The 23,226-nt window shown below is 63.4% G+C and carries 16 protein-coding genes; 1 reads left to right on the top strand and 15 read right to left on the bottom strand.

All coding sequences use genetic code 11. The features are described from left to right. Positions 1 to 156: 156 nt before the first annotated feature. From ACZ5B4_RS15945 to rfbD, 15 genes are all read right to left on the bottom strand, one after another. Positions 157 to 6,408 (bottom strand): alpha-2-macroglobulin family protein, encoded by a 6,252-nt coding sequence (locus tag ACZ5B4_RS15945; protein WP_464912222.1) that lies wholly within the window; start codon positions 6,406 to 6,408, stop codon positions 157 to 159. 396 nt (positions 6,409 to 6,804) lie between these two features. Next, a complete protein-coding gene (locus ACZ5B4_RS15940) occupies positions 6,805 to 7,494 on the bottom strand; it encodes a response regulator (protein ID WP_464912221.1) in 690 nt (229 codons plus the stop codon). A gap of 21 nt (positions 7,495 to 7,515) precedes the next feature. After that, positions 7,516 to 8,013 carry a RidA family protein gene (locus tag ACZ5B4_RS15935; protein ID WP_464912220.1) on the bottom strand — a complete coding sequence of 166 codons (498 nt, stop codon included), beginning with the start codon at positions 8,011 to 8,013 and terminating at the stop codon, positions 7,516 to 7,518. Positions 8,014 to 8,123: 110 nt separating this feature from the next. Next, on the bottom strand, positions 8,124 to 9,002 hold the full coding sequence (hisG, locus tag ACZ5B4_RS15930; RefSeq protein ID WP_464912219.1) for an ATP phosphoribosyltransferase: 879 nt from the start codon (positions 9,000 to 9,002) through the stop codon (positions 8,124 to 8,126). 132 nt (positions 9,003 to 9,134) lie between these two features. Then, positions 9,135 to 9,575, bottom strand: a complete 441-nt coding sequence (gene hisI / locus ACZ5B4_RS15925) for a phosphoribosyl-AMP cyclohydrolase (RefSeq protein ID WP_464912218.1) — start codon at positions 9,573 to 9,575, stop codon at positions 9,135 to 9,137. Between the two features lie 297 nt (positions 9,576 to 9,872). Then, positions 9,873 to 11,195, bottom strand: a complete 1,323-nt coding sequence (locus ACZ5B4_RS15920; RefSeq protein ID WP_464912217.1) for an MFS transporter — start codon at positions 11,193 to 11,195, stop codon at positions 9,873 to 9,875. Between the two features lie 61 nt (positions 11,196 to 11,256). After that, the gene (cyaB, locus tag ACZ5B4_RS15915; RefSeq protein WP_464912216.1) at positions 11,257 to 11,823 is read right to left on the bottom strand and encodes a class IV adenylate cyclase; all 567 of its coding nucleotides are present in this window, start codon (positions 11,821 to 11,823) and stop codon (positions 11,257 to 11,259) included. 22 nt (positions 11,824 to 11,845) lie between these two features. Further along, positions 11,846 to 13,105 carry a uroporphyrinogen decarboxylase family protein gene (locus ACZ5B4_RS15910; protein ID WP_464912215.1) on the bottom strand — a complete coding sequence of 420 codons (1,260 nt, stop codon included), beginning with the start codon at positions 13,103 to 13,105 and terminating at the stop codon, positions 11,846 to 11,848. A 346-nt stretch (positions 13,106 to 13,451) separates the two neighbouring features. Continuing rightward, complete coding sequence (locus ACZ5B4_RS15905; RefSeq protein WP_464912214.1) at positions 13,452 to 14,813, bottom strand: leucine-rich repeat domain-containing protein; 1,362 nt, start codon at positions 14,811 to 14,813, stop codon at positions 13,452 to 13,454. A 688-nt stretch (positions 14,814 to 15,501) separates the two neighbouring features. Next, positions 15,502 to 16,791, bottom strand: a complete 1,290-nt coding sequence (gene fabF / locus ACZ5B4_RS15900) for a beta-ketoacyl-ACP synthase II (RefSeq protein WP_464914036.1) — start codon at positions 16,789 to 16,791, stop codon at positions 15,502 to 15,504. Positions 16,792 to 16,940: 149 nt separating this feature from the next. After that, positions 16,941 to 17,447, bottom strand: a complete 507-nt coding sequence (locus ACZ5B4_RS15895; RefSeq protein ID WP_464912213.1) for a 3-hydroxyacyl-ACP dehydratase FabZ family protein — start codon at positions 17,445 to 17,447, stop codon at positions 16,941 to 16,943. An 81-nt stretch (positions 17,448 to 17,528) separates the two neighbouring features. Beyond that, a complete protein-coding gene (locus ACZ5B4_RS15890; protein WP_464912212.1) occupies positions 17,529 to 17,927 on the bottom strand; it encodes an acyl carrier protein in 399 nt (132 codons plus the stop codon). 291 nt (positions 17,928 to 18,218) lie between these two features. Next, the gene (locus tag ACZ5B4_RS15885) at positions 18,219 to 18,968 is read right to left on the bottom strand and encodes a 3-oxoacyl-ACP reductase family protein (protein WP_464912211.1); all 750 of its coding nucleotides are present in this window, start codon (positions 18,966 to 18,968) and stop codon (positions 18,219 to 18,221) included. 189 nt (positions 18,969 to 19,157) lie between these two features. Further along, the gene (locus ACZ5B4_RS15880; RefSeq protein ID WP_464912210.1) at positions 19,158 to 19,733 is read right to left on the bottom strand and encodes a 3-hydroxyacyl-ACP dehydratase FabZ family protein; all 576 of its coding nucleotides are present in this window, start codon (positions 19,731 to 19,733) and stop codon (positions 19,158 to 19,160) included. 249 nt (positions 19,734 to 19,982) lie between these two features. Beyond that, positions 19,983 to 20,852, bottom strand: coding sequence for a dTDP-4-dehydrorhamnose reductase (rfbD, locus tag ACZ5B4_RS15875; protein WP_464912209.1), 870 nt, complete (start codon positions 20,850 to 20,852; stop codon positions 19,983 to 19,985). 447 nt (positions 20,853 to 21,299) lie between these two features. On the opposite strand from rfbD, the gene ACZ5B4_RS15870 reads away from it, so the two are divergent. Further along, entirely contained in the window at positions 21,300 to 23,147 is a 1,848-nt protein-coding gene (locus ACZ5B4_RS15870) for an alpha/beta hydrolase family protein (RefSeq protein ID WP_464912208.1), read from the top strand. Positions 23,148 to 23,226 lie beyond the last annotated feature (79 nt).

Here is a 23,226-nt window from a genome sequence, read left to right as displayed (position 1 = left end):
TAGGCACCGCCGGATTGCGCCCGCGGCTCGAAACTGTGTTCGCGTCGGCTGTTGGGCTCCGCCGGCTTACGCCGGAGGCTCCCAAGTCACCTCAGTTTACACTTTGGAGAGCCGCCGGTGGAAGCCGGCGGCGTCTCCGCACGTGCGAGACCGCGGCTATTTCTCGGGCACGATCGGCACATCCGCCACGCGGAGCCGGATTTCGTCCGAGTTCGCGCGCAGCTCCGGAGCGTACATGCCATAACCGCGGGTGGGCAGGGCCGAAAACTTGCCGGGGATCTCCGCGCGCATCCGATAGGCCGTGCTGTGCGTGCCGCGTGCGAGGCTCCGGCAGAAGAAGGCGACTCGATTGTCGCGGAACTCGACGTAGGCCCCCAAAGCGTTCCGCGTGTAGCCCGACCGCAGATCCACCGGTTCGAAGCCCGCCGGCTTCATGTCTTCGAAGACCAGGTACTCGTAATCGTTCTTGCTTTCCAGCACGAGTTCGATCTCGACCAAGTCTCCGGAGCGGACCTCGGCCAGGTCGGGCAGTTCTTCGCGGCGGTACTTCTCGACCCTTTGATCGATGACTTGCCCGCGGGAACCGGCGACTTGAGCCGTCGCCTCGACGGGGACCAAGCGGAAGTAGCGCCGCGCGACCTTGATCTCCAGGCCGGCCGCCGGGATGAACTCCTCCAGTGAGAAGTAGCTGAGGTAGGCGTTGATGTAAAGCGGGCCCCGGCCGCGGCGCCGCACCTCGACCGTGTGATCGCCCTCCTTCAGCTCCTCGCCCAACAGCAGCACGCCGTTGTCGAAGGCGAACAGGTTTTGCGGCGTGATTTCCACGGCCTTCCGGAGTTCGCCGTCCACGTAGACCTCGACGGTCATCTCGGGCCGGTCCTCGCCCGACGCCCGGATATAGTCCGCGAACGCCTCCACCACCAGGGCGGTGTCGCGCGTGGAGTTCCAATATGTGGCGTGCTTGCGATTGTTGAGCAGGTACTTCACCAGCCGCGGGGCAAGTTCCCCCTTAGGATCGGTCCGCGTCAGCAGCTTGAGGTAGTAGGCCATGGCCTCGATCTCGCTGCCGTACCAATACCACCAGCTCCATTGGCCCATATCCAGCCAAGCGGTTTGGTTCTCGTCATCCTGGCGCACGTACTGATGGATGTTCCGCAGCACCATATCGAGCTTTTCACGGTCGCCCTCCTTTTCCAGCGCCAGTCCGAACATCGCCAGGGCGTACACCGAAATGTTCAATCGGTCGCGATAGAGGAACCGCTTCATCTCGGGGTCGGCGTGCCCGGCATCCACCAGGACCATGTACGTGAAGGCGTCGAGATTGTCGGCGGACGCCTTCCGCGGCACGTCTTTGAGGTCCTTCTCGTGGTTCTGCAAGAGGACGATTTGCTTTTGCTGGTAGGCTTTCAGCCATTCCACACCGCGTTCCAGCACGCCGGGCACGATCGCCACGTCGTTTTGCCGTGCGATTTGCAGTCCGTGGACCACGACCGCCGTGGTATGGGGCGAGGAGAACTCACCCCAACCGGAGAACCAGCCCCAACCGCCGTCGGAGAGCTGCATCTCGGTCAAGCGTTCGACGCCGTCCTTGACGATGCGGGTGAGTTCGGCCTGATCGAAGACCGGTTCGCGATCGTATCGCTTCCATTGGGCGGCCCGTTGCGCGGCATCGCCCAATTCCTGCGCGTTGAGATTCGTCCGCTTCTGACGAATCTGGTCCAGATCCAAACCCAGGTCGATGAGTACCTTTTGGGTAATCGCAGCGGGCAGGAAGCGGTTGAGCGTCTGCTCGGTGCAGCCGTAGGGATAGTCGATCAGGTAGGGCAGCGCATCCACCATGGCGCCGGCCAAGGTGGGAGAAAAGCGTATTTCCAGCCTGGCGGACTCGGGCCTGCGCTCGGCCGGGACGTGGGCCGTAAATTGCCACACGTCCTTCTCCGGACGAATCCAGCCCGAAAACGGGACCATCTTGTCCATGCCGTGAACGTAGCAGGGGAACCGCATTTCCATGGCATCCGACTCTTCGTCGGTGAGGGCGGCCATGCGGACCAGGGCTTCGCCCTCGGCGGTAACGCGGACCCGCCAATCCACGCGGGTCTCGCCGCCGGCCGGGATCTCCACCCTGCGAACGACTTCGTCCAGGGCCTGCAGCGTGCCGCCTTCCAAGTGCAGCCGGACCTCGACGGACTTGGCCGACGGGAGATAATTGTGCACATTGGCGGAGAGCACGACCTCATCGGTTTGCACGAAGAATCGCGGGGCCTGGAGGCGGAGGATGAGGTTCTTGCGGGTCACCACGTCCGCGGCGGCCTCGCCCACGCGAGTACCGTGGCCCATGGCCCAAACCTTGATCCGCCACGTGGTCAGGTTTTCCGGCATATCGAGGGAGACCTCGCCGGTACCGTCGGCGGCGGTGTTGAGCGTGCCGACCCACAACGCCGTATCCGCGAACTCCGAACGGACGGTCGGTTCGACGCCGGCGGCGGCAGGTTCCGCCGCGGCGTTAAGAGCATCGCGGTCGGCCGCGGATTTCTCCATGGCGCCGTCCGCCATGGCCGCCGCCATGGGAGCGGGTGCGGCCATCCCTTTCGCCATGAGGGCCTCGCCTCCCATCCCTCCGCCGAAGACCCCCATTCGGCGCGCCCGCATCGCCATCCCATTGGTCGCCTGCATTCCGAATTCTCGTGATTCGACCTCTTCCACGACGCCGGCGCCGAAGACTCCCAAATCATTCATGCCGGGCCTGTTGGACGGCACAATGTTCCATGACGAACGGTCCAAGGAATGCTCCGTCTGGGGATTGTGACCGCGCCGCCATTTCCAGAAGAAAGCCTTGATCTCCGGGACGTTGCTTCCCCCGGAAATGTATTCCACCGACTTGTCGTAGATGGCGACGATGGTCGATCCCGTCAGCGGTTGACCGGCTAAATCGGTCAGCTTGAGCTTGACGGTCGCCTTCTCGCCCGGCAGGTATTCCGTCTTGGAAGGTTGGACCTCCACATGGAAGACGCGTTTTTCCGGGGGAACCACGATCTCGCGGACCTCGCTGAACAGCTTGCCTTCCGAGATGGTGACCGCCTCGACGAAGAAATTCGGCATGTCCTTGAGAGTCACCGGGATGGGGAAGACGGCCGACTTGCCCTCCAATCGCAAAGTGACCGGCGGCAAATACACGCCGTTGCTGGGACGCACGAAGAGCAATACCACGGAATCGCGGCGATTGGTGTTGACCTGAAGCTGGACGGTCTCGCCGGGCTGATACTCCGCTTTATCGGGAATCAGCTCGATCTCGTTGAAACGGAAATCGTCGCCGCCGGCCATGGCGGGACCGATAATGGTGAAGACGTAACCGCCCTCGATTTGGTGCCCGCCGCCGTCGTCGAGCTTAAGCGAAAGCCGGTATTGTCCCGGCTCCGCGGCGCGGATTTGCAGGGAGGCCCGGCCCTCTTCGTCGGTCGGCATTTCCCACGCGCGGACGGCCGTCTCCACCGGCTTGCCGTCCTGATAACGAATCTTATAGAGCTTCAATTCGCCTTTACCGGAGACCGGGCTTCCGTCGGGTGTGCGGGCGGAGGCATCCACCATCACCACGTCGCCCGTCCGGTAATAGCCCCGGTTGACCCACAGATACACCTTGAAGGGCTGTCGCGTGACGATCACCTCGCCCGTTCCCACGATGGTGCGACGGGACTGATCCGTGACCTCGGCCGTGATCCGGTAGCGATGGTCTCGGTCGGGGTGCAGGAGCTTGGCCAGGGCGGTGTCGATGGTGACCTCGACCTTGCCGTCCGGCCCCACGGCGACCTCTTGCTCGGCCACCAGCTCCGGGGGTTGCGGGCTGCGCGGCCACCAGAACGGGCTGGGGCGGAGGCATCCCCACGAGCGCCAGCCGGGATACCAATCGTAGTCGTAGGCGAACCACCAATAGCCCGGCTCGTACAACCAATCGAACGGCCGCGGCGGATACCAGCTCTCCGTGTAGCCGGTTCGCTCGATCTTGTACTTGACTTTGGCCTCGGTGACGGGTGAGCCGAAGTAATAGCGGGCCTCGATGGCGGCCGTGATCTTCTCTCCCAAAGCGACGGGCTTTTCCGGTCCTTTCACCGTGACCTCGAACTCCGGTTTCTTGTATTCTTCCACGCGGAAAGCCCCGCCGCCGACGTTGCTTCCGTCCGGCAATTGCACCGCGAACTGATAGACGCCCAAGCCGGCATCGGACGGGATCTCCCATTCGCCTTCCACGCCGCCGAACTCATCGGCCTTGGCGGTCCGCTCCCAAAGCTTGTCGCCGCGGGGCCCCATCAGGCGAATCAGCACTTGCGCGCCCGCAAAATCCGACGTCTCCGGCATGTCGTACTGCGCGCGGCGCATCCAGAACTTGTAGAACATCTTTTGCGCGGGGCGATAGATCGGCCGATCGGTCACGAAGTACGTCTTGATCGCGCGATACTGGGCGTCGTACCGATCGCCGAACCAGATGCCGGTGAATCCCAGGTGAGCCAGTCGGCCGTCCTGGGTACGCGCGATGATCAGCCATTGGTAGTTGTCCGCCAGTCGATTTTGATCGAGAACCAGTTGTCCGTCGCCGTCGGTGAACTCGGCGAAATTCTTGGTGACGACGCGCGGCCGCGGAGCATTATTCCGCCATTCCTGCTGCCAACCGAAAAACTCGACGTTGGCCTTGGGAACCGGCTTGCCCGTCACCGCGTCACCGACAAACACCCAGACCTTGCGACCGTCCAAGGGCTTCTTGGCGATCGCCGTGTCCGCGACCCAAAGGATCACGAAGCACATGTTGCCGCCTTCCATGTCGGCGCGGAGGAGATACACCCCGGCTTTTTGCAGGGGCGTGGTCACCGTCACGCGATCATCGAAATGGTTGGGCCGCGGCGTCAGCTCCATCGACCATTGCGCGACCTGCGCGCCCAGGTAGCGCGTCTGAGATTTCTCGATCAGGCGATAGCCGAGGTTCGAAACGTCGAGGTTTTCCCAATTCAGCTCGGCGGGCGAAGATTTCAGATAGGCCTTGACGTCGGTCAAGAGTTTATCGAGAAGGATTTCATGAGCTGTGAAGGTGACCTTTTTCCCGTTGCGGAAGCGGTAATCGACGGTGGGGCCGCGCCCGGCGGGCTGGGTGCCCACCGGCTCGAATCGCCCCCAATTCCCCACGATTTGATGCAGCCGCTCGCGATAACTTCGTTGAACATCGTCCTTTGTCAGCGCGACGGCGCGTTGCAGCATCTCCGCCGCCTTGGGGTATTGGCGGCGATTTTCGAAAACGCCGGCCAGCCGATCCAGGGCCTGCACTTGCAACCCGCCCTGCTTATCGGCCAACCTCCGCCAAATACGGATGTAGTTGAATTCCTCCGGTAAGGCGAAGCGTTGGACGCCGCCGGCCAGGCGGGCCATGGTCTCATCTTCGCTCAAGAGGTGCAAGGCCCAGGTCCCCGCCTCCCCCGACGGCTTCTCCTCCGCCTCCAGCCGGCCGAAGAACCAGCCGTAGTCGGCCATCGTTTGCACGCCGAATTGCGACCAGAGAAAGTCGGCGAATTGGAAGTCGATGGAATCGGCGAGCGAGGGGTCCATCTCCCTGGCCTGATCGAGGCACCAACGCCACCGTTGTCCGTCGTTAGCGGCCTCCGCGAATGTCTTGGGCGCGGTATGGAAGATCGGCTTGCCGTCTTCATCGACGGGGGCGCCGCGAACTCCGCTCCAATAGCCCCAACCCGGTTCGTAGTCGGGCAGCGTCTCCAAATCGGTCAACGCGCCCAAACGCCACGCCTCCACCCCGCCCGCCCCCTCCAGCCACATCCCGGCGAACTGGAGGTAGAAACGGGCCGCCTCGGCACGATGGTCGTCTTGATCGGCCAGGGGCATGGCCTGCCGCATCAATTGCAGCGCGCGGACGCGGTCCCGCTGGAACGAGTTGGTCGCCTCACCGCCGCCGCGATGCGGTCCGCGACGGTATTCCCCCGCGATCAGAAAGCCCTGGTGCGGCAATTGCCGGTACAATTCCGCCGCCGCCGCGAGGAATCGCCAATTCTCCGCCTGGGCATCGACGCTTTTCTCGATCAAGTCGTCGATCTCATTCATGCGATTCAACTGAGCCAGACATTGCCAAGCGTTGGGCAGGTCCTCGCACACGGCGCGGGCGTCCTTGGCAGGCGTCGTCAACAGACGGAAAAAGAGATCGTAGGCCTCGCGGTAATTTCCCTCCCGGAGCAATTGAACGGCCTTGGCCCGTTGTGCCGACTCTTCCACGGCTGCGTCCTCTCCCGTCAGCACCGCCGCTAAACCGGCCGCGACGCCGCTTTGCCGAAACGCCCACGGCAGCACGGCGCCGCCCAAAAGGACCGATGCCAAAACCACGACCACTTTACCGCTGCGAGACATGCCGGATCGAGCCATGGACCGGAACCTCCGTCCTATGAGGGAACACCGCGTCAGACACATCCTTGAAAGAAACCCAAGCGGCGGCGCAAGCGAACAAGCACCTCCGGACGCCGCGGAACACGGTACATGGGCGAGACGAGCAACGGTGTCTTCTTACCCGTGATTTCCACGCGCGTCAAGCACCCCACGCCGAGGCGGCCCGGCTTCCGGAGAGGGAGTGTTGCAGCCTTGCGGCGGGGCGAAATCGCCGTCCGGCGACGTTGTCCGCCGACCTCGGCGATCAACAATAAAGACGCCTTGAACGAGGCGAAAGTTCCGCGGCAGGCGAAACAGGAGAGGGCGGCCGTCGCCGATGGACCGGTGCGGGCATGCCATGGCCGGAAATAATCCGGACCGTCCCCGCCGGCCGGCTTAGACCTTGAAGCGGTAACCCACCCCTCGGACCGTTTCGATGTAGCGCCCGCCGACACCCAACTTGCGGCGCAGGGCCGCGATTTGCACGTCGACGGCCCGATCCGTGACCACGTTTTCCTCATGGTGCACGGCATCGGCGATCTCCGCCCGAGTGAAGACCTTGCCCGGCTTGGAGATGAGAATCACCAACACGCGGAACTCCATCGGCGTAAGCACGACCGGCTTGCCGTTGACCGTCACGGCGTGCCGTTCGCGGTTGACCGTGATTTCACGGATGTGGATGACGCCGTCTTCCGCCGGGGGCGGCTCTTCGGCCGCGCGGCGGAGCACGGCGCGGATCCTCGCCAGCAGGACTCGCACGCTGAACGGCTTGGGCAGATAGTCGTCGGCTCCCAGCTCCAAGCCGGCCACCATGTCGGCCTCTTCCCGCCGCGCCGTCAGCATGATGATGGGAATGTGGCGCCACTGCGACGCGCCTTTCAGACGCCGGCAAAGCGTCAGGCCGTCCATTCCGGGCAACATCAAATCCAACAGCATTAATTGCGGCGTGGTCTGCTCGAGGATTTGCAGCGCCATCTCGGCGGAATGGGCGGGAAGAACGGAAAACCCTTCCTTTTGCAGGTTATACTGCAACAACTCCTGAATCCGCAGGTCGTCTTCGACCACCAGGATTTTTTCGTCACGCATGACCGTTTGCCGAATGGAAGGTCATTGCCCGTCGCCGGCAGCAGCATCCCGCAACTCGAAGACGGCCTCGATCTCCACGGCGGCATTGAGAGGCAGGGCGTTCGTGCCGCAAGCCGTGCGGGCACCGACGCCGTTTTGCTCGCCGAAGACCGCGGCCAGCAGTTCGCTACAGGCATTGATGATCCGCGGCTGCCCGGTGAACCCCGGCGCGGACTGCACCAAACCGGTGAGTTTGACGACGCGGCGGATGCGGTCCAGACCTCCCAATGCCGCCCGGACCGAGGCCAAGATTCCCAGGCCGGCCGCCAGCGCCGCCCGGCGTCCCTCCTCCTCGCTCAGATCCCCGCCCAACGTCCCCTGAATGAGCCGCCCCTGCTCGTCGATCGGCAGGTGACCCGAAGTAAAAAGCAAGCCTCCGACCGCAACTACGGGCCGGTACAGCCCTTTCGGCTCGGGAGCGGGCGGCATGACCTGGTTGACGGTTTTGAGGTATTCGTGCAGCCGTTCCTCGGGCGTCATGGAGATTCGGCTCCCAATGGGGGACTCAAGGAAATCGGGCGTTTCGATGCGGACGAGCGGTCGGATTCGCCCCCTTACCGCGCCCCGGCTGACCGTACCGCCGATCCGCGTCATTCAATCAATTTGGTAACCGGTTGTTCCACAATGCCGGTTGCCCCCGCCGCCTTCAGCCGTGGAATCACGCACCGCACGAACGATTCATCGCAGATCGTGATGACGGCCACCCAATCGGGGTCGGCCAGGTCGGCGACGGTGGGCTTCTGCAAAGCCGGCAAGAAACCCAGCACCTCTTCCAGCCTCGCCCGCGGCACGTTCATCATCAAGCTGACCTTGCCTTCGGCCGCCATGGCCCCCCGCAGCATCAGGACGATATCTTCCATCTTGCCGCGTTTCCAGGGGTCTTGCCAGGCCTGCTTGTTGGCGATGAATCGGGTTGTGCTCACCAGCACCTCGTCCACGATGCGGAGGTTGTTGGCCCGAAGCGAACTGCCGGTCTCCGTGACTTCGACGATGGCGTCGGCCAATTTGGGCGGCTTGACCTCGGTGGCTCCCCAACTGAACTCCACTTTGGCGTTCACGCCGTGCCGCGCGAGGTAGCGCTGCGTGATGCCGACCGCCTCGGTGGCGATCCGCTTGCCTTCCAAGTCCTTGACCGTGCGGACGGGCGAATCTTCCGGCACGCAGAGGACCCAGCGGACGGGGCGCCGGCTCACCTTGGAAAAGACCAGCTCGGCCGCCTCCACCACATCAGCGCCCGTCTCCACAACCCAATCGTAGCCGGTCAGGCCGGCGTCCAAGGCCCCGTCTTCGACGTAGCGGGCCATTTCCTGGGCGCGGATCAAAACGCACTCGATCTCCTCGTCGTCGATGTACGGATAGTAGCTTCGCGACGTGTAGGTAATCTTGTAACCGGCCCGACGAAACAAATCCGCCGTGGCCTCTTGAAGGCTTCCGGCAGGTAAACCCAATCGTAACACTGATTGCGCCATAAGAACCCATCTCGTAAACGTCAGGAACCACCTCGAGTTTAGACCCTTATCTCACAACCGCTGCTTCGACGCCGCTCGACGAAACCGATCGACGGCGAGCCGCCCGATTTCGGGCCGCATGCGGCGGGAGATTCAACCGCTTTTCTTGCCGTACACCTGGGCGGGGTCGAAGAGCGGCGTTCCCACCACCTCCAGACCTTCCTTCGTGACCCGGCGGTAAAAGCATGAGCGATGGCCGGTGTGGCAGGCCGCGCCGCCCACCTGCTCCACCTTCAGCAGGATGGCGTCGCCGTCGCAGTCGATGCGAACCTCGCGGACGAGCTGGACGTTGCCGCTTTCCTCGCCTTTCCGCCACAATCGGTTGCGGCTGCGGCTGAAATAGACGGCCCGGCCGGTCGCCAACGTCTCCGCGTAGCTTTCGGCGTTCATGAAGGCCAACATCAGCACTTCGCCGGTTTCCGCGTCTTGAGCAATGGCGGGCAGAATACCGCCGGCTTTATTGAAATCCGGCACGTCGCCGGCCGAGGGCGCGGCGTTTTTCGATGCCGTCGGGCGCGATGTCGGATCAGTCATCACGGCTCCTTGCTTGCTTTCCAGTTTCTGTGAATGTCCCAAAGCGGTTGGCAGGTGTCTCAAGACAACGGCGAACGGGGCTCGGTTCGCTTCGCTCGATCGCACGACGTCCGCCTTGCCGCCCGGCGGATCACCGCCGAAACCGGCAAAAGGCCGGCGAAGAAATTACTATTTTATCCACCCTCCCCGCCGGAGTCGATGAAGCCCGCCCGCATCGTCGACGTCGGACCGGCCCACTCGGCGGCTCACGCGAGCGCTCGGCCGGGCTCCGCGGGACGGCCGGGATCCTTCGCGCGGCTATTCGTCATACCCCATCACGCGTGAGGGCGGGCGCCGGGTTCGGCGCGGCTCGGGGGCGAAAAGCAGCAGGCCCGCCGATAGCACGATCACCGCCGACGCCGACCAGCAAACCGGCTCGAAACCGATTCGGTCGATCACCCAGCCGACCAGCGGGGAGGCCGCTAGCGGCAGCGTGTAGCCCATCTGAACGATCGCGGTGGCTTGCGAGTATTCCTCCGGGGTGACCAACTCCAGGACGAAGTTGGCGGCCACTCGCGGGACCAAGGTCGTCAATCCCAGGGTGATGAACGTTACCCAAAACACGTTGGTCGCCCAGCCTTCCGGTAACAGGGGTAGGATACCGGCCCAAAACGGCGACAAGGTGGAGAACAAAATCAGTCCGAGCAAGGTCGCGCGATTGCCGCGGCGATCGGCCAACCGGCCCACTAGCAAGCTGAACAGCCCCACGCTGATGCTTTGCGTGATGATCCAGCCGCCGCGCTGGGCGTTTCCCAGGTGCAGGTGGTCCCGCGCAAAGGCCTGGTAATGGGGGATCAGACTGAGAGCGATGCTGTAGGCCAACGCTGAAGCGAAGAGCCACCGCACCGCGCCGTAACGCCGTAGCAGCCCCAATGCGCCGCCCGGCTGAGGCACGGGGGAAGCATTCGCTCCCTGATTCCGGCCCGCCGGCAGAGTGAAACAGATCAGGCTCGACAGCCACAAAAACAAGGCCCCCGCGAAAAACACCTCGTCGTAACGCGGATCGGGGATGTCGAGACGCCCGGGGAGCAGCCAAATCGCCATCATGACGGCGGGCACCGTGCCCCAGAACGTGGACAGGCTGAGCAAGCGGCCGCGGCGCTCGGCGGCCACAAGCCTGCCTTGCACTACCCCGAACGCCAATTGATAAATGCCGTAGAGGCATGAGAACACGAAGTACGCCCCAAGAAAGGCGACCGCGGCGCCGTCCGGCATGCTCTTTCCCAGCAGCGCCAAGGCCGAGAAAAAGAGCATCGGTCCGACTAAGACCAGCGTGGTGACGCCCAGCAGCAAGGGGGCGTGGCGAGAGCGCTCGACTCGATGCGCAAAGAGCAATGGGAAAGCTCCCTGCCCGACGCGGCTCAGGATGGGCAAGAAGCCTCGCAACCATCCCGCCCCCGGCCCCGCCAAATAGTCCAGGAAACCGGGGATGACGACGCTTTCGGTCTTGAACAGCCACCCTATCCGAAACAGGATCTGATGGATCGCCAAGAGCGTCAGATTGCGTGGCGAACCGCAGGGAGGCGGAACGTCAGGTGCGATCGCGGCGCGGCGGGATGGGGTTTCTGGTCGCGCATCCATGCTGCTATTCTAACGCCCCCATCCGCGGACTGCCGCCCTCGATGGATGGACCTGTTCCCGGCTAGTCTCCGCGCTGCCGTCGCTTTTCCAAAAGCAATTCCAAATAGCTGCGGCGTTCCGAGTTCTTCAGCCCCAGGTGCGCCGCCAATTCCTCCAACTTGGCCCGGGCGGCGGGCACGCCTTCCTCCTCAACCAAGGTCTCCAGTTCCACGAACCGCCCCACTTCCTCGACATGGTCGAGCGAGATTTCCACCGGCAATTCGCGCCATTTGATCCACAGCTTGCGGCGCAGCTTTTTGACCTCGGCCACCGGCCGGAAGCCCAGTGCCGACAGCAGTTCGGCCCATTCGTCGAACATCCGCAGGCCGGGCGGAAGCGACAAGTCGATTTCCCGCCGCGTCTTGCTGGTCGTGTCGATCTTCGGCCCTTTGTAGGTCAACGAACAGCGCTGCCCGACGCGGCGCATGCGGAGGGCCTCGTCGGTCTGCGAGAAATCGCGGGAGGGGTGGGCGAAGTAAACGTCGAACTCCTCCCGCACCATCGTGCGTTCCGGTTCCAGGGCCTCGATCCGGGACTCCAAGTCCTCGGCGTCGATGACCGGGTATTTCAATTCCACTTCATACGGCACGATCCAGGTCCTCGCGTGGTGCTCATCGGGTTGCGACGGAATCGGCCGCCGCGTAACGGAACTCCAAAACCGCGTCGAACATGGCCTCGATATTCCGCGGCGGCACGTCGGCCAGAATGTTGTGAACCTGCTGAAAGACGAATCCTCCGCCCGGCGCGAGAATCGCCAATTGACTCAGGACGTGCTCGCGGATCTCTTCGGGCGAGCCGAACGTGAGCGCGCGGTGCGTATCGCATCCCCCGCCCCAAAACGTGATCCGCGAACCGAAGTCGCGTTTCAAGCCGGCCGGATCCATCCCTTTGCAGGAGATCTGCACGGGATTGATGGCGTCCAACCCGGCGTCGATCAGGTCGTCGAGCAGTTCCCGCACGCCCCCGCAGCAGTGCAGCATTACCTTGACGGGCGCCAGCTCCTTGGCCCGGCGCCACATTGCCGCGTGTCGCGGTTTGAACAGCCGCCGATACATGCGGGGAGAAATCTGCGGGCCGCTCTGCATGCCCAAGTCGTCGCCGAAGAGGATGATGTCGATATACGGCCCCACCGCCCCCAGGAAAAGCTCGAGGTTCTTGAGGTGGCTTTCGGTGAGATTGTCGAGCACGCGTTCGGCGCGATCGGGATCGCCCGCCAACAGCATGTAGAAATTGTCGTTGCGGTAGAGGAATTGGCCGCACTCCAAAAGATTGCCGCCGAACAGACCGATCACGGCCCGGTCGGTGGTTTCCCGCAGCCGCCGCGCGCCTTCGGCCAGCCGCCGCATGCCGTCCGGCCCGGAAACGAGCGGTCCCGGCGGCGAGGCGATGCCGCACCAGATGGTATCTTGAAGGGCCTCGGCGGCGTGATCCGGGTCATCGCGCTCCAAAAAGGGCCAGTAGCACTGCTCGAAGTAGAGGGCCCCGTCGGGCATCCGCCCCAAGACTTTGCCGGTAGGCCCGCGAAGCAGCCATTCGCCGTTGCCTCGCTCGGGGGCGGCCCAGCGCGGCATCCGGCAAGGTGTGCCGTCGGGAAGAATCCAATCCACCCAGTGTTCGTCTTCCAAGGCGAAAGCCCGGCCCAACTCGATCGTATCGACCTGGAAGCGATCCAGAACGTCGTTATCGATGACGGCCAATTGCTGGATCGGGTCGTAGACACGAATCGGCCGCTCGGGAAGGCCCAAATATCGCCGCAACTTGGCGTAGGCCACGGCCGCGATCCCCGAGGAGCGATGGCCGCCGAAATCGATCGGCACCCGATCGGCCTGTCGGTGTTCCAATGCAGCCAGGACGCGTTCCCGACCCGTCATGATATGCACGCTCCCTTCGCCGCCGGCGTCCCCGTACCGCAGCCGCGCGGATGGTCAACCCTCCGCCGGATGGGAGACGCCCTGACCCCATTCTACTCGAGAAACGTGCCGAACCAAAACCCGCGAAAAGCGCGCCGGCTCGTAACGGATGTTTACCCGCCGGCACCGTTTCCGCAAGAGCCGACGTTATCCGGTTATTCTAACTCGGGCCGCCATTCCAGCTCGGGATTCCGGCCGAGGCTCGCGCAAGCGCACCCCTCGCGGCCTCGTTGGGAATCGCCTCGATGCGTGCCGTCGGCGGAGCCGTTGCCGCAGGATGTCCGCGATGTCTTTGCCGCGCCAGCCGTCAGAACTTGATCTTACAATCCGGGAGGGCCTCGCGGAGCTTGGAGACGCCGGCTTGCGTGAGGCCGGTCTTGCCCACGCTTAGCTCGGCCAAACCGGTCAATTGAGCGAGTTGCTCCACGGCCGCATCGGTGACGCCGCCGCACTCATCGAGGGCGAGCGTCCGCAAGTTTTTCAAGCCGGTGAGATGAGCCAAACCTGCATCCGTGACCGGGGTTCCAACCAGATTCAAGGTGCTAAGATTGCTCAGCTTGGCGAGATGTGCAAGCCCGGCGTCCGTGATCTTCGTATGCCACAGGTCGAGACTTTGCAAGTTGCTGAAACGGGAAACGGCCTCGGCGGCAACGTCGTCCGCCCCCGTCTCGGCCAAGTCGAGCTCGATCAACTCGGGTAAATCCAGCTCTTTCAGGCCGTTGGCATTGATGAACAGGCCGCGGAGGAACAGCCGACGCAACTTGGTCAAGGGCTTGAGCTTCGGCAAACCGGCGTCCGTAACTCCGTAGCTCCGCATCAGATTCAGGCTGGTCAGCCCCGTCAGCTTGGCGATTTCGTCCAGCCCCAGGTCGGAAATGCCGGAGTCCTCCAGTGTCAGGTCCTGGAGGTTGGTCAGCGTGCTGAGCAGCGCCATCCCGACGTCGGTCACCGAGGCCTGATTGCGGAGCTTGACCGCCCGCAGTTCCTTGAGGTCCTTCAAAGACTCCAATCCCCGATCGGTAATCAGGACACAGCCGCGGAGATCCAATGCCCGCAACTTTTTCAATTTGCCGATATACGGCATGGCGTTGTCGGTGAAGTTGTTGTAGAGCAGGATCAGCTCCGTCAAATCCGGCAGTTTTTCCGTAAACGCCAGGGCGTCATCGGTGAGGTTGGTACTACGGCGGAGGTTAAGCGAGCGGAGGTTTTTCAGTTCGCCCAGCACCTGGGCTCCATCGTTGGTGATGCTGGTGTTTTCCAGGGTCAGCTTGACCAAGCGAGGCAACTTGGGCAGTTCCCGCACTCCGGCATCCGTGATCTCCGCTCCCCAGAGAATCAGCTCCTCGATGGTGGGCACCTGAGCCAATAGCGCGACGTCCTCGTCGCGCGTTTGCCGGCCGTAGAGATCGACCGCCTTCAGGATCTTGCCTTCTCCTTCCAGCCGGACTTTGCCTCCGCGCTGTTCCACACGGGCGACGACTTCCGCGAGCAGGGCGGGATCCACGCTCTGGGTCTGCGGCGCGTCCGGCCTTTCCCCCGGCACGGCCGCGGCGGCGCCTTGGTCGCCGGCCGCGGGCTGCTCGGCCGGTGGTTGCGGTTTGGGGCAACCGACGAGGAAGGCGAGTGCGATCGCAACGAACATCCAACAGACTGGAAAACGTAGTTGCATCGAGGCCGGCTCCCGAACTGATAGGTGGGTAAAGCGCTGCTCACCCCGTTCGCCGCGGAATTGCTGAGTCGATCGGCGACAGGGCGCAAAACGATTCGCGGCCGGCACTGGTTCGAATGCCCCCGGCCCGGCAATCACGGCCCGCCCTTCGGAGATCTTTTCAGACCCCGGCATTCCAATGCCGCGCATTACCTTACGGTACAACAATCACCGCGGAACCGCAAACGGGGGGACGCGTCGCGCCGCGACGCTGCGTGCCTCGGGCAAGGCGGAGATCGAGGGGAGAGCATGCCCCCGAAGAATGAATTCGCGGCGATTCCACTGCCGACTTACGCCCGCGAGTCACGGCCGGGAGGGGCGGTTCCATCGGCGGCGCATGGTGTCGGCGGCTCACGGCCGAGCGATGGCAACGTCGCTACCTGCGGATCAGGACGACCGCTCCGGCGACGCCGACAAGAACGAGAAACCCCACAATCAGCGCTGCTTGAATCGCAAGAATCGACATTCCACTCCGGCCGTCGCCGCCTCGTTGGAGCACTCACGGATCGGCCCGACGCGATACGGGCCGCACTCAGAAATTGTCGGCACAAACCGTGCCCACGATGCGGCTGCTTGGGCGCGGCGCTCACGCCGACCCAAAGCGTAAAGTCGCAGGGAAGACTTTGCGGCGGAGAGAAAGCTTGCGGCCTCAGCCGGTGAATCGCCGCACGAGCAGCGAGATGTTCTGGCCGCCGAAACCGAAGCTGTTGTTCAAGGCCGTGTCGCAACGGGACTCCCGGGCCGTGTTGGGGACGTAGTCCAAGTCGCAGTCGGGGTCCGGGGTCTCGTAGTTGATCGTGGGCGGCAGCACGTTGTCGCGAATGGCCAGCAGGCAAACGATCAACTCCGTGGCCCCCGCCGCCGCGATCAAGTGCCCCATCATGCTTTTGGTGCTGGAGACCGGCAACTTGTACGCATAGTCGCCGAAGACTTGCTTGATGGCGAGGGTTTCGACCTTGTCGTTGACGACGGTGCTGGTACCGTGGGCGTTGACGTAATGGACGTCCTCGCGAGCGATGCCCGCGTCCTCCAACGCCATCTGCATGCAGCGGATCGCCCCGCGCCCCTCGGGATGGGCATCCGTGATGCGGTAGGCGTCGGCGGTGGTGCCGTAGCCGATGATTTCACCGTGGATGCGAGCGCCGCGACGCCGCGCGTGCTCCAGCTCTTCCAAGACCAGCATGGCCGCCCCTTCGCCCAGCACGAAGCCGTCCCGGTTGAGGTCGAACGGTCGCGACGCCTTTTGCGGCGGATCATTCTGCGTGCTCAGCGCCGTCAGGAGGTTGAAACCCGTCACGCCGAAGGGGTGAATCATGGTGTGCGTTCCGCCCGAAAGCATGACGTCGGCTTCTCCGCGGCGTATGATCTCGGTGGCTTCGCCCACCGCTTGGCTGCTGGCGGCACAGGCCGTCAGGCAGTTGATATTGGGTCCCTGGGCATTGAACAGGGCGGCCAGATGAGCCGCCGGCATGTTGGGCTCCTGCTCCAGCTCCTCGATCGGATTGAGAATCTCCAGCCCCTTCTGCACGAACTTGACCACGTCGAGGCCGTCGTCGGTGAGGGCCGCGACCATCATTTGCGTGAAACGGTCGAAGTCCTGCTGCCCCTCGCCGCTACCGGTGTACACGCCGAAGCGCGTGGGATCGATCTTGGAATCGTCCAAGCCGGCGTCCCACCAGGCCTTTTTCGCGGCGCCCACCGCAAACTGCGTGTGCCGGCCGCGGAATCGCCAATCCTCGGGGTGTTCACCTACCGAGGAGATGTCCCAGTTCTTGACCTCCGCCGAGATCTTGGTGGGGAAATTGCTCGCATCGAAAAGGGTGGTATAGTCGATCCCCGATTCGCCGTTGAGCAATCTGCGCCAGACGGTCTCCACGTCATCTCCCAGCGGAGTGACGAAACCCATGCCGGTAACAACAACGCGGCGTCTCATACCGATGAACTCCCATTACGCTTCAGGCAGTCGGCCCACGGCCGCCCCGGTCCGCTTCCACGGCCCGGACTGCGCGGCCGCCAAGGTCGCAGCGAAGGCGGACTTCGCCGGGTCGGTCCGCCGCGCGCCCGTTCGGCGCGATGCTCGGAAGGGCTTCACGCATCCTCATCCGGTTCTCGCAGCGGCGAGCCGTCCGCGTCCACACCCACCTCGTAAGCACGCAAAATCCGCATCATGTGCGTCAGCGTACCGGCTTCGAACAACTCTCGGCCGCCCACGTCGGAACGGAGATGGGCGAACACCAATTCCAGCTCGGCTTGCAGGACGTCGCCCTTGTGGCTGGTGGCGGTGACGGCCGCTCCGTGCGGATGGATGCTGTCCACGATCGCCGTGTAGATCAGCGTGTCGCCCGGCACCGCCTCGCAGTGAAACACCGCCCGCTGAACCTTGGCCAACACGACTTTTTCCCGAAACCCGTTATATTGCCCGACCAGCAGCCCGCCGGTCTGGGCCACCCCCTCGATGACCAGGATGTTGGGCATGACCGGATAGCCGGGAAAATGGTCGTGCAGGTGCTCCTCCGCCAGCGAGATGTTTTTCACGGCCTTCGCCATGCGCCCGCTCTCAAAGGCGATGAAACGATCGATCCAGTACCAACGCATGGCCGACCTCGATGATCTCTTGCGGAGGGAAGGGCTGCACGGGAAGACGCGGTTGGACCTCAACCGCAAAGCGCGATGCCGTCAGGCGGCCTGCTTCAGCTTGCTCTCCACGAAACGGCACATATCCGCCACCGTCAACAGGTTCGCGAAATCCTGCACCAACGGGTTCTGCGCGAATTGATCCAGCTCGGCGAACGGCATCCGCTTCCGCAACTCGGCCAAACCCGCCTCCGTGAATTTTCCGTCCTTCACGTAGTCCGGATTCGTCATGATATCTTCCGGGAACAATTCGCCGCGGGGAATCTTGATGTTAAAAGTCTTTTCGAGCTTGAAAACGATATCCAAAAAGTCGATCGATTCTGCACCCAAATCCCCCACCAAAGTGGATTCCGGCTTGACCTCATCTTCATCCACGGCCAAGGCATCCACCAAAACTTCGCGAACCTTTTCGAAAATCTCCTCCTTACTGGGGGTCATCATAGTGTTCTCCCTTGCGAATCCAGAAACCAAAAAGCTCCGTTCATGACTCAGTTCTGTGGAGGCTTGCCCGATGTGCCTGCTGCGGGTCTCGGAAAGGTGCGGGACCGGCGGGATGAAAACAACCTCGCCCGCGGCTCAAATGCCTCTATTGGCGTCGGGGCGCCCGTCAACCATGCGGCTGCCGGAATTGTCCGCCGGGGATCATCGGCAATAAGCCGTCAATTTCCCTATCCTAGCAACAGCGGCCTTGAATTTCGACGGGTCCCGGCCTCCTCCCCAAATCGGTGTCCGTCAATACCCTCCCAGGCTCAATCCGCCATCCACGCGAATGACTTGGCCGGTAATGTACGCTGCGGCATCGCTCGCCAAAAACGTAACGACTTTGGCAACCTCTTCCGGCGTACCGATCCTCCGCAGGGGAATCAGGTCCTTGATTTTGTCGCCGACCAATCCCCGGACGGCCGCGCTCATGTCGGTGTCGATCATCCCCGGGGCCACGGCATTGACGCGCACGCGACGCGGGGCCATTTCCTTGGCCATGGCCCGGGTTAAGCCGTTGATGCCGCCTTTGCTGGCCGCGTAATTCACCTGCCCGCGGGACGAAAACTCGGCCGCCGTGCTGGAGAGGTTGACGATACTGCCCGCTCGCTGCGAAATCATCTGTTGCGCCACCGCCCGGCAAAAGTTGAACGTGCCGGTCAGGTTTGTGGCGATGACTTCGGCCCATTGCTCGGGCGTCATCGTCCCCAGCAGGCCGTCGCGGACGATGCCCGCCGAATTGACCAAGACGTTGATCCGCGCTCGCTCGGCCAAGATGCCGTCCACGATTTGCTGTGCCCGCTCGAAATCTCGCACATCGGCTTGGACGGGATGGGTCTTGCCGCCCTGTTCGGCGGCTTCGGCGGCCAGTTTTTCGGCAGCGTCTCGGCTGCTTTGATACACGAACCAGACCTCGGCGCCGTTTCGGGCGAGGTCCAGAACGCACGCCCGACCGATTCCGCGACTGCCGCCCGTCACAATGGCGATTTTCCCTTGGACCACGTGAGCCTTTCCTCGTTTCTGAACTTTCTCTTTCGGCGTAATCGGCGTTACCGCTGCCGCCCCACGTCCTCCTAAAGGACTTTTCCATATCGGAGCAAAGGCCGCGACGAATTCACCGGGCCGGGCGTCCCTGCCCTGAAGGACGGTTGCATCATCCGGCTTCTCCTCGCCCTCGTTTTCGATGCACGATCAGCCCTCGTTCCGCAAGGAACTCGCCGCGGCACCCGAGAGACCGGTGTGGACGCTCTCGGCCCCTGCCGGAGTCGAGGTTGGAGCACCACTGCTCTTTCTCGCCGGGATGGGCCATAGGATGTTGAACAACTGGCGCATGTCCTTGACCACGGAGCGATCGACTCGGGCAAGTTCAGGGTCTCTATCCGCCAGGTTATACCGCTCCAGGTAGATTTTTCCGCTGACGGTGAGGCGATCTTCCATTCGGCCTTCGGCCTTGCATTCCGTGTATCTGTCGTCCTGGGAGACGATTTCGGCCGTCAGATAGAGCAATTGCCCCGGCTCCACGAACTGGCCGTAGCGAATCCGCTTGGCCTCCTTTAAAACCACAATGCTGTGGGCAAAATCCTCCGATGCGCGAATCAGCCACGCCGCAGATTCCGTGAGCGCTTCCAACATAAGGACTCCCGGCAAGACCGGAAATTTGGGGAAATGGTCGCCGAGATATTCCTCAGCCAGCGACAGCGCCTTCACCGCCCGGATTCGGCGTCCCGGCTCCAATTCCAAAATCCGATCAATCAGGCTGAACCGCATGGATTCGCTCGATGGATAAAATAGGCAATCTAAGCACAGACGAGAAACTCAGACCCCTGAGTATAAAGTCTTTCGCCAATTCGTACAACGCCGACTAGGAGCGACTCTTTGGGTTACCGGGGTTGTTTGGAGTCGCTTGGCGTATCGGGCCTCGCGGGCGTATCGGCCCTCGCGTTGTCAGGCGGGAAATGCGAGGGAGCGTCCCGGCAAGCCAATTCTCGCCGCGAAAGTCTCGCCGTTGTCCTCTGATCAGCCGGCCGCCGGATTGCCGTGTTCCTGTTCCCGAAGGTATTCTGCCAGAGCCTCCCTCCAATGGGGCAGGGGCGGGGCGTCCGAAAACCGGTGGTACTTCGAGGTATCCAGCACGCTGAAAGCCGGTCGCGGGGCCTTGGCACCGTATTCCGCCATGGTAATCGGCTGAATGTCCGCGTCGAGACCCAACAGCCGGAATATCTCGCAAGCGAAGCGGTACCAAGTCGTCGCCCCACCGTTGACTACATGGAATGTGCCGTACATTCCGCTCCGCAAGAGGTAAATGACGGCCCCGGCCACGTGCGGGACGTAGCTGGGTGTGCACCATTGGTCGTCCACCACGCGGAGCGGCCTCCCCTGCTTTCCCAAGCGGATCATGGTCTCCACGAAGTTGCCCGGTGAATTCGGCCCCAGCCGCCCATACAAACCGCACGTCCGCACAATGTAGTGCTTTTGCCAGGCCAAGGCCCGCAGCTCGCCCTCGTATTTCGACCGAGCATACACTCCCTGGGGGCAAACGGGGTCTTCCTCGCGGTGCGGCTCGGCGTCCGGCCTGCTTGCGCCGAAGACATAATCGGTACTGATATAGACGAGCGGACAATCCAATCGCTGGGCCGCTTCCGTCAAAACACCGGTGCCCTCGGCGTTGACGGCGAAGCAGCGGTCCGGTTCCTCCTCCGCCCGATCCACGGCCGTGTACGCCGCCGCGTGGATGATCGCCTCGGGTCGCAGCGCCGACAGCCGGTCGCGGACCTGCGCGGGGTCGGTCAAGTCGAAGTCGGGCAGGTCCAGCCCTACGGCGGCATCGCCCAAGCGGCGACAGATTTCCCCCCCTAATTGTCCGTTACTTCCCGTCACCACAATCATCGCCGCGTCTCGCCGTGTGTCTGCCGGGCAACTCGAGGCCGGCTGCACCGGACAGCCGTCGCTCATGGTGCCGCCCCATCGCCAAGCTGCCGTATCACAACGCTTCCCCGAACCGTCCACAGACTCAATCTTGGTTCAGCGCCGCCGCCGCTGCAACCCGGCAGCCAAGAACGGTGTACAGTGTCCGGCGTCGTCATCCCATGCCGCGCCGCGAACCGCCGGTGTCGGTCCGCGGCGGTGATCCCTCCATCGGGCTTGGCCGGGGCGGGCGGATCGCGAATAATGGTTGACTTCGGCCGTGGCGGGCCGAGCATTCGACCCGAGCCGACCCCATCCAGGGATGACGACGGCCGTCCGCCGTCATCCCGTCCGCGGAGGCACGGCAGCCGACTGTCATGTCACCGATACTATTGCCTTTCATCTCAAACCTCGGAGGATCGGCACGTTATGGTAGCCGAAAGACTCTTCCCGACCTTGAGTCCGCTCGCGTGCGTTATGGGAATTGGGGCCGGGGCATCGGGGAAATGCCGAACCGGTGCCGTCTCGCCAAGGCTTCGCGCGACGGCGGTGGCGACCGCGGTGCTCGTCACGTTCGGCGGCCTTGCGGCCGCGGCAGAAAATCCCGTCGCATCCCAAACTGCGGCGCCGACGGATTGGCGGCCGGGAGACGTCTGGACCGTCTCCCAATCCGCACACGGCGGGAGCTTCGCCTGCGAGATCGTCTCCGTCACGGAAAAGGAGAATTGCCGAGTGGTTCGCCTTCGGTACCCCTCGCCCGTGGTCACCGAGTTGCCGCAGAACAACGTCATCCCCGTGGAGTATTACCTCCCGTTGAATCTGCGTCCGGAGGATGGACCGCGACCGGCCGTCATTTGCCTGCACATCTTGGACGGCAGCTTGGAATTGGTGCGGATCCTATCGGCCGTGTTGGCTTCGCGCGGCATCCCGGCCATGGTCTTCCAGTTGCCCTACTACGGGGATCGCGGCGGTCCTAACGGGCCCCACGACATTCTGGCACGTCCCGAGCGATTTACCGCGGTCCTCGATCAAACCATGGAGGAGGTCCGCCGGGCCGTCGATTTCTTGGCCTCCCGACCCGAGGTCCGCGCCGATCGCATCGGCGTGGCGGGCATCAGCTTGGGTGGTATCATCGCCGCGTCGGCCGCCGAGCGAGAACCGCGACTGTACCGAGCAGCGTTGATCCTGGCGGGCGGAGATTTGCCGGGCATCCTCGCCACTGCCCGCGAGGCCGAAGACCTCCGGCGATTTCTGATGGCTTTGCCGGAAGAGCAACGGGCGGCCGTGCTGGAGGCCTTCCGCCAAGCTGATCCGCTTTACCGCGCCGATGCCCTTCGCGAGCGCGCTCAGGCGGGATACGTCCTCATGATCAATGCCGCGGAGGATGAAGTGATTCCGAAATCGTCCACCGAAAAGCTGGCTCAAGCCCTGGGCATCGAGGACCGCATCGTTTGGCTGGAGGGAATGGGGCATTACACTTCGCTGGGCGCGTTGCCGCAGATTTTGGACACCACGGCGGCCTTCTTCGCCCGCGATTTGCCCCCCGACTCGGCAATCTCGCCCGCTCCGACGACGGGTGGTTTAACGCCCGCCGCCTTGCTCTCGGCAACCCTGCGGGAGTGGACGCGGTTCTACTTGCAGGAGCCTTCGCCGGGGCGATGCCACATCGTGCGAGCCTCGGCCGACGTGCAATCGGGACAATCCCAGCAGGGCGGCGAACTCATGCTCATCCGCGGAAGCGGCTATCGCTTTCGCTTGGCCGGCAAGGTGCCGCAGTTGGGCGGCTTCACCATCGGACAGGGCGAATTCCCCTGGATGACGTCGGTCTCCGCGCGGACGTTCGCCGGTCGCGAGGGACTGGACGCCGTGCGTTCTCCCCTGTCGTACGTGCGGTCGGAGTATCTCCAACGACTGCGGTTCGCGGTCATGGCGGTGGCCGGGACGGCGGCTTCGCCGGCTGCGCTGGAGTCGCTGGTGGAAATTCGCGAATCACCGGCTGAAGACGGCCGGCGCACGCTGGTCGTCACGCCCTTACGCGAACAACAGCCCGCGGTGCGCTTGGTCTATGCGACAGGCGCCCAAGTCCCCGAGGAAATCACCGTGGAAGCCGAGGGCGTGACCGTGCGGGTACGCTTCCAAAGCTGGCAGACGGAGGCCCCGGCCTCGCAGGAATTGTTCGCTCCCCCGGCCCAAGCGGAGACGCAGGACGTCGCCGCCGACGACGTCTATCGTATGTTCGGTGCGGTGATCAACTTCGCTTTGGAAAGCTTGCGCTGAACGGCGCCGGCCGCTCCGCTGCCTCGTCTCGGCGGCGCGGCTCGCATTAACAAATCCCAAACAAATCGGTCCATCGAGG

The sequence above is a fragment of the Thermogutta hypogea genome, assembly GCF_055386265.1.
This window is presented reverse-complemented; position numbering and strand designations above follow the sequence as displayed.